7 protein-coding genes are annotated in these 14,035 nt (G+C 31.0%); all 7 read left to right on the top strand.

Going from position 1 to position 14,035, the window contains the following annotated elements:
- Positions 1 to 30 precede the first annotated feature (30 nt).
- The 7 genes from HNQ90_RS12345 to HNQ90_RS12315 all read left to right on the top strand — a co-directional run bounded on the left by HNQ90_RS12345 (position 31) and on the right by HNQ90_RS12315 (position 14,010).
- Positions 31 to 1,452 (top strand): arylsulfatase, encoded by a 1,422-nt coding sequence (locus HNQ90_RS12345; RefSeq protein WP_144116342.1) that lies wholly within the window; start codon positions 31 to 33, stop codon positions 1,450 to 1,452.
- A 19-nt stretch (positions 1,453 to 1,471) separates the two neighbouring features.
- Positions 1,472 to 3,313 carry a prenyltransferase/squalene oxidase repeat-containing protein gene (locus tag HNQ90_RS12340; RefSeq protein ID WP_144116341.1) on the top strand — a complete coding sequence of 614 codons (1,842 nt, stop codon included), beginning with the start codon at positions 1,472 to 1,474 and terminating at the stop codon, positions 3,311 to 3,313.
- A gap of 151 nt (positions 3,314 to 3,464) precedes the next feature.
- Positions 3,465 to 7,469 carry a response regulator gene (locus tag HNQ90_RS12335; RefSeq protein ID WP_144116340.1) on the top strand — a complete coding sequence of 1,335 codons (4,005 nt, stop codon included), beginning with the start codon at positions 3,465 to 3,467 and terminating at the stop codon, positions 7,467 to 7,469.
- Between the two features lie 298 nt (positions 7,470 to 7,767).
- On the top strand, positions 7,768 to 8,643 hold the full coding sequence (locus tag HNQ90_RS12330) for a sulfatase-like hydrolase/transferase (protein ID WP_144116339.1): 876 nt from the start codon (positions 7,768 to 7,770) through the stop codon (positions 8,641 to 8,643).
- A gap of 342 nt (positions 8,644 to 8,985) precedes the next feature.
- Entirely contained in the window at positions 8,986 to 9,141 is a 156-nt protein-coding gene (locus HNQ90_RS12325) for a hypothetical protein (protein ID WP_172625866.1), read from the top strand.
- Positions 9,142 to 9,270: 129 nt separating this feature from the next.
- Complete coding sequence (locus HNQ90_RS12320) at positions 9,271 to 10,353, top strand: T9SS type A sorting domain-containing protein (RefSeq protein ID WP_144116338.1); 1,083 nt, start codon at positions 9,271 to 9,273, stop codon at positions 10,351 to 10,353.
- Positions 10,354 to 10,815: 462 nt separating this feature from the next.
- A complete protein-coding gene (locus HNQ90_RS12315) occupies positions 10,816 to 14,010 on the top strand; it encodes a SusC/RagA family TonB-linked outer membrane protein (RefSeq protein ID WP_144116337.1) in 3,195 nt (1,064 codons plus the stop codon).
- Positions 14,011 to 14,035 lie beyond the last annotated feature (25 nt).

The raw sequence follows: 14,035 nt of genomic DNA, 5'->3' as shown, positions 1-14,035 counted from the left end.
CCTATAACAATTAATACAAAATATAAAGAAATGATAATTAATAAAATTTGTAAAAGTCAATACCTATTAATAATTATGGGGCTTATAGTTATTTTGGGTCAGTCGTGTAAGGAGAAATCTGATACGCAACCTCAAGAGGCACCATCAGTAAAACCAAACATTATATATATTCTTGCTGATGATATGGGTTATGGAGATTTGGGAAGTTATGGACAAAAAATAATTAAAACTCCTGTGCTTGATAGAATGGCTAATGAAGGTATGCGATTTACACAACATTACTCAGGAAGTACGGTTTGTGCACCTTCGAGAGGCGTACTTATGACCGGGTTGAATACAGCTCATGCTTACATAAGAGGTAATTTTTCAATAAAAGAGGAAGGAAATTTACCAATTCCAGATAGTACAGTAACAGTTGCTGAAATCCTGAAAAATGACGGTTATAAAACTGGGGTTATAGGGAAATGGGGATTAGGAGGTCCAAAATCTGTAGGTGGTCCAAACAACCAAGGTTTTGATTATTCTTTTTGTTATCTCGATCAGCGTAATGCTCACGAATATTATCCAGAATACCTATGGGAAAATGAAGAGAAATATGCGTTAGAAAAAAATGTAAATAAGCAAGAGATACAATATAGTCATGATCTTTTCACTAATAAGGCATTGGATTTTGTTAAGCAAAATAAAGAAGAACCTTTCTTTCTATATCTGCCTTATACGATTCCGCATAGTAAGTATCAAGTGCCTGACGATGCACCTTATTCAGATTTAGATATGCCACAGCCAATTAAAAATTATGCGGCAATGATTACTCGCATGGATGGCGATATTGGAAAAATAATTGAGTTGCTTAAAAGTTTAAATATTGATGAAAATACCATTGTAATATTCTCAAGTGATAATGGACCAACGCGCGATGTAAATAAGTATTACGATTGTAATGGTCCGTCACGAGGATTTAAAAGAGACCTTTACGAGGGCGGCGTAAGAGCTCCAATGATTGTGCGTTGGCCAGGTAAAATTAAAGCAGGTACAACAAGTGATTTAATATCTGATTTTTCAGATTTCTTGCCATCCGCTTGTGAAATTGCGGGAATAGAACCTCCTAAAAATATAGATGGAATTTCTTTTCTTCCAGAATTACATGGTAAAGAACAAAAGGAACATGATTTTCTATATTGGGAATTTTATAAGTACCATTATGGATGGAAAGAAGGTGGCGACCCTAAGAAAAGAAATTCATTTGAAAGTCAAGCTGTAAGAATGGATAATTGGAAAGCTGTTAGAAGTGGTATAGCAAAGAATCCAAATGCAAAACTAGAACTTTACGATTTAAGCACAGATATAGGAGAAACTAATGATATAGCAAGTAAGCACCCAGATGTTGTTGAAAAAATAGAGCAGTTAATTGAAAACACACGTTATGATGTAGAGTTTTTTAGCAAGCAGTAATTTTTAAATAGAACTATATATGATTAATAAGTTTGCAAAACATGTAGTTGTTCTTTCTATATGCTTTATTTCTCTTGTAAATTTTGCACAGCAAAAAAATATTGATGCTTCTTCGGTTGTATCTTATTTAATAGATCATCAAAAAGAGAACGGTGCCTTTGGCCCACATAATAAAGAATATACAGATTTAGCTTGGAATTATCCAGCCTTGCATACGCTTAAAATTCTTGGAGCAGAAATACCAAGAGAAAAAGAAGCTTTTGAAAATGGTAATAAATCTTGGATTGAGATAAATTCTAGAAAAAATGGACCTTGGTATTGGTCCTTTTTTCAAAAAGCTCATTTGTACAAACTTTTTAATAGCACCAATGTAGATTTTGAAATTGGCGTAAAACGAAACCAGAACTGGGAGATTAAATTTAAGCCAAGAAAAAATTACTTAGAGGTAAGAGGATATACTAAGGGGCATTTTTTTGATATACCATCGTTGTGGCATATGTTGGGAGCATTGTATTTGTTAGATGGTAATGTTTCAAATAAAGAGTATGTAGAAAACTATTTAATAAAGCGACAGGCAGAGAATGGTGCTTTTGTGGATGATGTTACAGATTCGCCTACCTCTGAAAATGCCGAAACAAATTTAATAATTACTAGTTATGCAATCTTAACATTAAAGCGTTTAGGCAAGGAAATCCCTAATACAGAGAAATGTATTGCTTGGCTTCAATCGTGTCAAACAAACGAAGGCGGGTTTAAATATAGTCCAGATAGTAAAGAAACTAGTAATAAAGCAGATGTTTGGTATACTTGGTCTGCAATACAAGCTTTAAAAGCATTGGGAGCTAAACCTAAAAATACTAAAAAATGTATTATTTGGTTAAATTCACTTGAAAATTACGATGGAGGTTTTGGAGATAGACCAAAATGGAAATCTAGACTATATAGTACGTACTACGCGGTTTCTTCATTAAATGCACTCACATTAAATGCTACAACGGCTATTACTTCAAAAAGTCGAAAACAAAAAACAAAGATTATACCAGAAAACAAGTACTCCATTTTTCAATCCTACCAAAAAAGTCCTTCTGGAGGAGAAGGCATGATTGATTCTATAGTTAATATGAAAATAAATTTGATTGGGGTAAAATCAAATATAAAGACGATTGATTTAAATAAAGGTATAAGCTCCCAAGTAGAGAATAATAGGAGGTATGCAAAACAAAAAGGATATCCTTTAGAGGTTTTAGAATTACCTGAAAATTACAGTCATAAGTTGTTATGGCCTAATAGACAAAAAGCAGATCATGTTTCTAATTTTATAATTCCACCAAACTTATCAGAATCAGAAGCACAGATATATAAAATAGCTTATTTTGCTGGACAAACAGGACTTACTTGGAAACGTTTTAAAAGTGAAGTTATACGCCCAATTAAAAAATTAAAAAGCAGCACACTTTTTTACCCAGAATTAGATTATACAATGCTAAACGCGTATAAGGTTTATGACGATGGTTTGGGTAGTGGCAATGGTTATAATGCCGTACCTGGTGCGCATTTTGGAAATATAGATTGGGTTAGACATTTTCCTTATAAAGAACGTTGGGAAGGTGTTTTACCTATTATTGCAGATGGAGATGCTCATGGCAATGTAGTAAAATGGCGAAAAAATTTGTTGCAATTTAGAAATGTATTTATAGCTAAAGACTATAATTATAAGGACTATATAGATGCTTCATTAAATGATAGATCTGTTTGTGTTATTCATATGCCCTCCGGTGCCGTTAGGTATTATGGCGGAATGGAGGCTATTGCCTACTTAAAAAAACACAGGAAAGTATGGCAATGGTGGGAAGATGAATAAAAAGAAAATTTAAATAACAAGGTAGTTTTAGTTTAAATATTAATTAAATTAATATTTTACTAATCGTTATATATCATATAATTTCAAAAGAAATAATATATAAAATAAAACTTGGTGTAATTTATCACACTAAATTAAAATAATTATATACATGCATAAGTTGTTCTTGACATTTTTATTTTTTTATTCCTATTTAGGATATACTCAAGAATTTAATCAGGATTATTTAATCGATTATATTTCAACAGATCAAGGACTCTCTCATAATTATGTGTCTCAGGTCGTAAGCGATTCTTTAAATTTTAAATGGATTGCATCAGAAAATGGGCTTATTAAATATGATGGCAATAGTTATACAACTATAAAACCAGGACCAAACTATCCTGGGCTTCATAATGAAAATATTGAAACCCTTTTTATAGATAGTAAGAACAATCTTTGGATTGGAACTAAGAGTGGTGGTTTGTCTAGAATAACATTAGAAACTGGTGAGTTAGATAATTTTAATACTGTGCTAACAGGTAACGAAAGAGCAGCATTAAGAGTTCGGGCAATTAATGAGGATTCCAATGGGAATATATGGGTTGGAACTAGCGAAAATGGTCTTTTTGTTATTAATAATACTTATAATGAATTGTTGGAACATTATCCTTTTAAACAGGTTCTTAGTATCATAAAAGATGATTATGGTAATATGTGGTTTGGCTCTAAAAATACTTTAAAAAAGTATGATCCTTCAGAAAAACGAGTTTTTTCATTTGTACTAGATGAAGAACTTTCTACTATAACAGATGTAGTAGAGGATGCTAAACGTAATTGTTTGTGGATAAGCACATTGTCTGATGGAGTTCAAGAAAATAAAAAAATTTTTCAACTAGATTTTACAAAATTAAGTATTAAAAAATTTAGTACTGGAATTGAAACAGATTATTTTCCAACACTTCATTTGGATAATACAGACAGCCTATGGATTGGTACATGGGGAAATGGGTTGTATAGGTATAATGAGGGTTTACAGGAGTTTGAAAAAATAAACTTGGTATATCCTCCAAATGAAAAAAACACGGTTAATTATGATATTGTAATAAATATCCATAAAGATAAAGATAATGTGTTGTGGATAGCAACAGGATTAGGAGGCATAGTAAAATTAACAGAAGGAAAAGGTTTTAAAAACTTAGATGCCCTTGTTCAAAATTCAGTTTTAAAGGAAAATCTTGTTATACTTTCAATACTTAAAAAAGAAAAGTTTTGGCTTGGAACTTTACGCAATGGTCTATTTATTGGAGACTCTCTTTCAAGCCTCAACCAAGTTAGAGAAATCGGAAATAAAAAAGTACTATCTATTTATGAGGATAATTCTATTTTCTATGTTGGAACTCCCGATGAATGTTTTTTATTAAATGCTTCTGGCGAAAAAATAAGTTCTATTAAAATTCCTTTAGCTACAGCTTACTTAGCAGAAAAGGAAGGATTGATTTGGGTAGGTACGCAACAAGACGGGGTTATTTTATTAGATGTCTCTAATCCTAAAAATCCGGTTATTGGAGATCAGTTTACTTACAATACTGAAAAAAAATCATTAGGAAGCACCCGAATTACTTCTGTAGTTCGAGATAGTGATAACAACATGTGGATAGGAACCTACAACGGCATGTATATGTATGACTATAGGAATAAGGAATTTGTTCATCATGCTGAGTTTTTCGATGAGTCTTTACCGGCTATCATTAATGTAGCATTTATAGATAATGGTTTTATATGGTTAGGAACTCCCGAAGGTTTGTTTAAATTAAAATATATAAATAATACATTAAAGTTAATAGATAAATTTTCAAAAGCAGATGGACTTTACAATGATTTTATTTGCGGAATTACGAGTCATGACAATATACTTTGGTTAACCACTACCACCAATTTAGTTCGCTTAAATATCAAGGATAAGTCTTTCGTAGAATATGGAAGAAATGATGGTGTTTACACATCGCAATTCTATATAAGAAGTTTTTATAAGGATGATGCTTCGTGGATTTATACAGGTGGTTTAGGGAATTTAACATATTTTCAGCCTGATAATATAAAAAAAGAAATAGTAGAAAATACCGATATTACATTAACACATTTATATGTTAATAATGAGGTGGTAACACCTAGCAATCCTAAATATGAATTTGTCAATCTTAATAAAGATTTTAGTTATGTTGAGGATATTGAATTTACTCATAAAGAAAAGTCGTTTGCAATAGGTTTTGCAAGTTCCAATTTTGCAAACAAAGTCAATAATTATAGATATAAGTTAGAAGGCAATCAAGACAATTGGGTAAATTTAAAGTCACAAAACGAGGTTCATTTTGTTGGATTGCCACCAGGTAATTACAAGCTACTAATAAGCTCGTCAAAAGATTTACAACAATGGTCTAGACCAAAGCCGCTTAATATAAAGATTAATTATGCACCTTGGCTTAGTCCATGGGCTTTTTTATTATATTTCGTAGTATTTACTTTAGTAATTACCAGTTTTTATTATGTGCTATTAAGGCATTCCAAACTGCGAAATACATTAAAAAAGGAACAAGAATTAAGTGAAGCTAAATTTACATTTTTCACTAATATTTCTCACGAATTTAGAACACCACTTACGTTAATTACGGGGCCTGTTAAAGAGCTTATTTCAATGACGGATTTAAAAACAGAGGTAACCGAAAAACTAATTACTGTAGATAAAAATGCAACACGTTTACTTAACCTTATTAATCAATTACTTGATTTTAGAAAAGCAGGCCATGGACTATTAAAACTAAATGTAAGTGATGGGAATTTTGCTCGATTTACAGAAGAAGTGTTTCTTTATTTTAAAGAACAAGCTGCGGAAAAAAACTATCATTATGAGTTTAGTAAATCTAAAGACTCCATTGATTTTCCTTTTGATAGAAATAAGATAGAAATTGTATTATGTAATATAATTTCCAATGCTTTTAAGTTTACTAAAGAAGGTGGAACTATAAAACTATCTGTAAGTGAAGAAGATAATTTTTGTGTATTAAAGCTTCAAGATAACGGAGCTGGAATGAGCCAGGAATTTCAAGATAAAATTTTTAATCGCTTTTTTCAAATACAAACAACAAATACCTTCGATTTTATTGGTAGTGGTATAGGTTTAAGTTTTACCAAGAAAATTGTTGAATTACATCATGGTAAAATAGAAGTTAATAGTGCAATAAATAAGGGAACTGAATTTATAATTAAATTTCCTTTATCTATTAATTATAGCGTTAAAGATATTGATTTAGATACTAAGAATACTGATAAGATTGAAATATATGAAAAACTTGATCTTGATGATTTAAATATTAAAAATTTAGATATAGAACAAAAGGACAATACAATATTAATAGTAGACGATAATAAGGACATTAGAAAGTATATCCGTCAGTTTTTATCACCGCATTACAATATATTGGTGGCTAAAAATGGAAAGCAATGTATAAAAATAGCATCAAAAGAAAATTGCGATTTAATACTATGTGACATAATGATGCCAGTAATGGATGGCTTAACAGCTTGCAAAAGTTTAAAATCCAATATAAGTACGTCCCATATTCCAGTAATTTTGCTCACCGCACGATCATCTAACATGTATGAAATTAAAGGTTTAAAAACAGGAGCAGATGATTTTATAACAAAACCTTTTGATCCTCAGATTGTAAAAGCAAGAATTGCTTCACTTCTAGAAAATCGATCTAAAACCAGAGAGTATTTTTTAAATAAAGTACGCTTTGAACCAACGGTTTCAAAAGTTGAAACAGGTAATTTTGAACTTGAATTTATAAATAAAGTAATTACTGCTGTAGAAGAAAATCTTACTAACGAGGAATTTGGAATTAATAGTTTGATTGATATTTGCCATATGAGTCAATCTACGTTATACCGAAAAATTAAATCGCTTACAGGGCTTTCTCTTACAGGGTTTATTCGTTCGATTAGATTAAAAAAATCTGCCGAGTTAATTCTTACTGAAAATATGAAAATGGCCGATGTTGCTATGCAGGTAGGGTTTAACGATTATAAATACTTTAAAGTCTCCTTTACAAAGCAATTTGGATGTCTTCCGTCCAAGTATAAATCAAAAATTAAGTTGCAAGTAAATAATGGTTGAATTTATGCAAAAAGCATGTTATTAATAGATTATTATAGGTGATTTTGATTTATTCACCCTATCAATTGAATCATTTGTCTCTATTAGAGCAGCTGTACTTATATAATTTTGTTTCATAAATTATTATATCCCAAATAATTTTTAATAAATAGGTGTTCGCGCAGAAACATTAACGGAAAGTAGTGACGTTTTTACTATCCCAATTGTTTTTAATATTGCGAATTAAGGAATGTATTAGTAATAAGTATTTTAATTTTAGAATTAAATAACTAATAATCTAAAGAATAAGAAACTAAACATGGGTAAGCCAATACGTTATTACATTTATAAACGCTCTTTTTTATTACTATTTTTTATAGTTGTATCCTGTAGTAAAGAAACCAAACTTAAACAAAACAATAGGAAACCAAATATCTTATTTCTTAGTATAAATGATGTCAATGATTTTGTAGGCTTTTTAGATGGTAGATACAAAGCTATTACACCAAATATGGACAAAGTTGCCGATTTGGGAGTTAATTTTGAAAATGCTCACTGCACAACGCCTTCCTGTGGCCCTAGCAGAAATGCTATCTTATTTGGACAGCATGCCTTTAATTCAGGTTTATATCGTTATAATAAGGATATGCAAGAGGTGCAGGTTGAAATACGAAAAAAAACTCCAGAATTTATTTCTTTACCACAATTACTTAAAGAAAATGGATATAATACATTTGCATCTGGAGAAATTCATTGCTATAATTGGACATATACCCACATGCATGGTAAAAATGAATGGACAGGACACTACACTCCAAAACAAAAGGAGATGAAGCCTATTGAAGATTTAGGTTATACGTTTAGTAAATCTCGGAAATTTTATCCTACCCTAAATGATGACTCAGACTACCAGTCGTATGATGTGGTTAATTACGGAATTGAAATACTTGAAAAAAAACATGAAACTCCTTTTTTTCTTGCATTAGGTTTATATGAAGGACATTTACCTAATATGATTCCTAAAAAATATTTTGACTTATATAATGAATTAGAAATCACTCCTACTTATTTAGAAGATTTGGATGTCTTCCTTTCAAATATAAATCAAAAATTAATCTACAAACCCAAACCAAGATATAACAATTTATTAAAAAGCTTTAGTGGTGTAGTGGCTATTTGTGATTTTATAAAATAAATATGTTAACTGTCTCAGGTTTGTTATGTGGTTTCTTAAAATTCAATGTATTAATTAGCTGAAGTGCTTTAAAACTATTTGTTTTTTATAATTAAGAAAATAGATTTTTTTACAACGGAAAAAAGCTCTGTGAAAAAATGAAGTTATAAGAACCCTTTGTTTTATTCGGTTTAATGGCAATTTTGATTTATTCCCCCTAAAAATCGAATTATTTGACCTAATTGAAACCTCAATTCTAATATAAATTTGACCTATTAAGTTTCTATAATAGATAGCTTATAACTAATAGTTTTTATTTGTGATTTTAACAACTACTAAAACCAAAATTAAACAAAGTAAATTATGAAAATAAAAGTACTTGAAAGAAAACTATTTTTGAAAAGGCAAATCAAGGTATGTTTAATTGTGTTTTTTATTTCAATAAGTATAAATGCAATACACGCACAAGCCCAAACAAATAAAATTACAGGTGTAGTTACCGGTGCAGGTTTACATTAGCAGGAGCTAGTGTATTAGTGAAAGGCACGAATATAATCCTCTAGTTTTTCAAGACAAACATTGTTATTTATAACCCCTCAAAATAAGGCAAATAATTTGCCTTAGTATTAGCTTTAAATTATTTGTATTATGAAAAAAAGTACTTTATTACCTCAATTAATATATGTGTTCTTCACTTTTCAAATATTATTATGTAATAATATTCTAGCCCAAAATCAAGAAGAATGCTTTGATTATAACAAAACAGCATTATTTACAGGCCTATGGTTTGGAGATGGAGAAGCCAAATTTGAAAATAGTAAAATAATAGATGGGGTTACCTATCATGGAGGTAAAATTTGGGCCATAAAGGAGTATAGAGATGAGGTGGTTGAAGCTTTTGGTGATGGATATGGGATAGAGGGAATCTACTGGGATCTAGAACGATATGAAAATATTAAAAAAGAATTAAATACAACGCCTCTACCAACATCTGCAGAAGGAACTGCAATAGAAAAAAGATTAAATAATATCATTTTTTGGGTGCATCCAGACGGTACTTTTAAGGACTTTGATCCAACCCATGCTCAAAGTACATCTCCTATTATTGCAGCTCCAGCTGAGGTAGTTGATACTAGAAGTAAGGTTTTATCTTGGATGATGGGTGTTGTTTATACCGAAGGTTTTCGAGGAGGAAGAATAATAGATGATAGAGGTGACATTGCTTTAGAAAAAATGCAAAAAGCGTTTGATTTGATTAAAACTGCAGGCTTTGAAACAGCAACCTTAACGCGAGAAGATAAAAACACATCAACCCCTAAATATGCAATTAAGATTAAGGAACCAGATTTTAAAATTCTACATGCACTTCCGTTTCGAAGATGGCACAGAGTTCCTGGAATGCCACCGGCTGTTAATGGAGAAGTATCACCTCCATCAGACGTAGTGCAATATCCAAGTTGCTTTTTAAGTATAAATTCGATAAACCAAGAAGATAAATTAGTAATTAAAAATCCATTAAACCAAGGAGATAGTTTAACAATCAAGTTACCAAATGGTTTACAAACTGCAGAATGCAAAATTTTTGATATCCAAGGAAAAGTAATAGATAAATTTAATATTACAGGCAATGTGCAAACTTACCCTCAAACAGCTAAATTAAGTAATGGATTATATTTTATTAAAGTGTATTTTGAAGGTCAAGTAAAGAGTATAAAGTTAATTATTAAATAGATTACTTATTTATCGTCAAAATATAAACGATACACTCAAAATAAGATATAACAATTAGTTAAAATGTGTTGGCATTTAAGTAGCTAAGTTTGTGTCTTATTATAATTGCTTTTGTTAGTTTTTGTTTAGTAGGGAATCTCCTTTTATTTTAACTAATTTTTATTAGAAAAAGTTGAGTATAGTGCATTGTTTTATAATGCAAAAAAAAGATTTTAAAGAATAAAAAGAAATATATCAAGAATAAGCATGAATTTTTATAAATCGTCTGTTTTACTAGGGTTAAAGACTAAATTTGATTTATTCCCCCTAAGAATTGAATCATTTGACCTAATAAAAACAACAGTTGTATTCTATATTTGACCTATTAAGTTTTAGTAATAAAAGACTTTGAAAAAAATAATTTTTATCTGTGATTTTTAACAACCATTAAAACCAATATAACAAAAACTAAATTTAGTAAATATGAACATAAAGATACTTGAAAGAAAACTATTTTTAAAAAAGCAAATCAAGGTTTATTTAATTACCTTTTTGTTATCACTAAGTGTAAACGCGTTACATGCACAAGAGATAAAAGGTGTCGTCACCGGGTCAGGTTTACCATTAGCAGGAGCCAGTATAATAGTTAAGGGAACAAATAAAGGTGTAGTTACCGATTTTGATGGTAATTATTCTATTAACATAGCAGCAGGACAAACATTGGTTTTTTCCTATATAGGCTTTATCAATGAAGAAATTTTAATAAAAGATCAAACTATTATTAATGTAGTAATGGAAGAAGATCTTTCTACTCTAGATGAGGTTGTTATTGTCGGTTATGGAACACAACTTAAAAAAGAAGTTACTGGTGCCGTAGGACAAGTAAAAGCAGAAGAATTAGAAAAAGTAACAACTTCTGATATTGGTACAGCTTTACAAGGTCAAATAGCAGGTGTTAATGTATCATCTTCATCTGGTGCTCCTGGAGAAGAAGCAAATATATTAATTCGTGGTTTTAGTTCATTAATAGATGGACAAAACGGACCGCTATATGTAGTAGATGGTATTCCTTTTGATTCGGACCCTGGTTTAAGTATTAGTGAAATTGAATCTATAGATGTATTAAAAGATGCAGCATCGGCTTCAATTTATGGTACACGTGCTGCTGGTGGTGTTATATTAATTACAACCAAAAAAGGTAAAGTTGGCCAAATGAGTATCCGTGTAAATTCAGAATATGGATTTCAAGATATCAACCCAACGTTCGATCTTATGACTAAGGAGCAGTATACTTATGTGCAGCTAACAAGCACAAGTATCAACCAAGTTAAAACTAAGGGTAATGTAGATGGAGATATCCATAGAAATCCAAATAATTTCACAAACAATAGCACCTTAGATGATCTATTGCTAAATGATATGGCACCTATTCAAAATCACTCTATTAATATATCTGGCGGAAAAGAGGGTTTAACATATAGTTTTAATGGTAATTATTTTGGTCAAGAAGGTATTTTTTATAATTCAGATTTTAAAAGATATAACATCAGGTCCAATGTGGAGTTTAAAAAAGATAAATGGAAGGTTATAACAGGCTTAAATCTTAGAAGAGATGAAAAGCTGGTGCCTTTAAGTGGCTTAACAAATAGAATTTATCGTTTAAGACCTTTTACAACTCAAATAGACTTAGATACTAACTCTTTAGAAAATGCTGCGGCACCTATAGGCAATCCTAATCAGGATTACTTTCTAAATGATGCTAGACGTATTGCTAGTCAAGCAAGATCTTTCAAAACAACAGATGAAAGATTTATAAATACGCATACGGGTAATATTCAAATAGAGTTTGATCCCATTAAAGAATTAAAGTTTACTGCACGATTTGGAGCAACTTATTCCGATCAAAAACAAGAAAGACAAGTACCAAGATTTGATGTTTTTGATACTGATGGTAATTTAATCTCCGATCCAGATAACATAACGTCAATTAGACTAACAGATATTACATATTCTAAAATCACATCAGAGCAGTTTGTTAATTATAAAAAACAATTAGGAAAACATAACTTCAACCTATTGCTAGGTACATCTTTTGAAAAGTCAGAAAATGAACGTTACCGTGTAGAAAAAAGATCGAACATAAACCCTGCAATTACCGTATTGGATAATTTTTCAGATATTGGAACAGTAGAGTCTGGAGGTCAGGATTATACAAGAACGCTAATTGGGAACATTGCAAGAATCCAATATAATTTTGATGGTAAATACCTATTAAGTGCGAGTGGTAGATATGATGGCTCTTCTCAATTTAGTAAAGATAATAGATGGGGCTTTTTTCCATCTGTATCAGTGGGTTGGAATATTTCAGACGAACCATTTTGGAAGCCTTTAAAAAAGACAGTAAACTCGGTTAAAATGAGAATGGGGTATGGTACTACTGGTAATGATAGATTTAGTGCTTATAGTAATCAAACCGTTGTTCAAGTTGGAAGTGATTATGTTTTTGGAAGTGATAATGCATCAGGTGATATTAATAACCCTGCTTCTGGAAATATTGTTCTAGGAACAACGCAGGTTGACTATGCCAATGCAGATTTAAAATGGGAAACTAATGTAGAAACAAATTTAGGTTTCGATTTAGGGTTTTTTAAAAACAAATTAACTTTTACTACAGATGTTTATAAGAATGAGAAAGAAGACTTACTTTATCAAGTAATTAATCCACCTTCTACGGGTGTAAGCGGTAATAACGGAACAACTATCTTCAATGTAGGTAACATGCAAAATACAGGTGTGGAATATGGTTTAAAATACAAACATAAAGGTAGGGAATCTGGTTTTGATTGGAACGTGGCTGCAACGTATACTAGTAATAGTAATGTGGTTACAAAAACAAGTTTAAACAACCCAATTATTTATTTAGATGGAAGTTATGTTTCCGATGCTGGTACCCAAGAGTTGGTAAGTGTTATTACCGAAGGTTATGAAGCTGCTGCTTTTTTCTTAAGAGAAACGGATGGTGTTATAAAAACACAAGAAGAGCTTGAAGAATATAAAACTATTGACCCGGGTGCACAAATAGGAGAGTTTAGATATATCGATCAATTAACAGTAGATACTGATGGCGATGGTGTTGCAGATGCAGGGGATGGAACTATTGATGATGATGATAGAGTATACTCCGGTAGTGGAACTCCAGATTGGGAAGCTGGCCTAAATATTTCAGCAAACTATAAAGGTTTCGATTTCACCATGCAATGGTATGGAGCCTTTGGAGCAGAAATCATGAATGGAGGTAAGGCTTATGCGTATCAAGTAGGAACACATAGAGATCTTTTTTATGCTTGGACAGAACAAAATCCAACATCAGATATTCCATGGTATGATGGTGGTCAATCATCATCTTATAGAGGTGCCTCTGGATATTTTTTAGAAGATGGAGACTTCATAAGATTAAGAAATGTATCCTTAGGCTACAATTTACCTAAAAAGGTACTCAATAACTTAGGTTTTAGTAAATGTAGATTTTATATACAAGGTCAAAACCTACTTACCATAACAGATTATACTGGTTTTGATCCGGAAGTAGGAGGTAATGGGTTAAGCACCCGAGGAATAGATCAAGGAAGATATCCGCTAACTTCACAATATAGATTAGGTGTTCAACTTCAATTTTAATAAAATACCGATGGAAAATAAAGAC

Source organism: Algibacter amylolyticus (genome assembly GCF_014202225.1).
Classification (GTDB): Bacteria; Bacteroidota; Bacteroidia; order Flavobacteriales; family Flavobacteriaceae; genus Algibacter_B; species Algibacter_B amylolyticus.
Note: the sequence above shows the minus strand (reverse complement) of the source record. Positions and strands in the feature narration are given on the sequence as shown.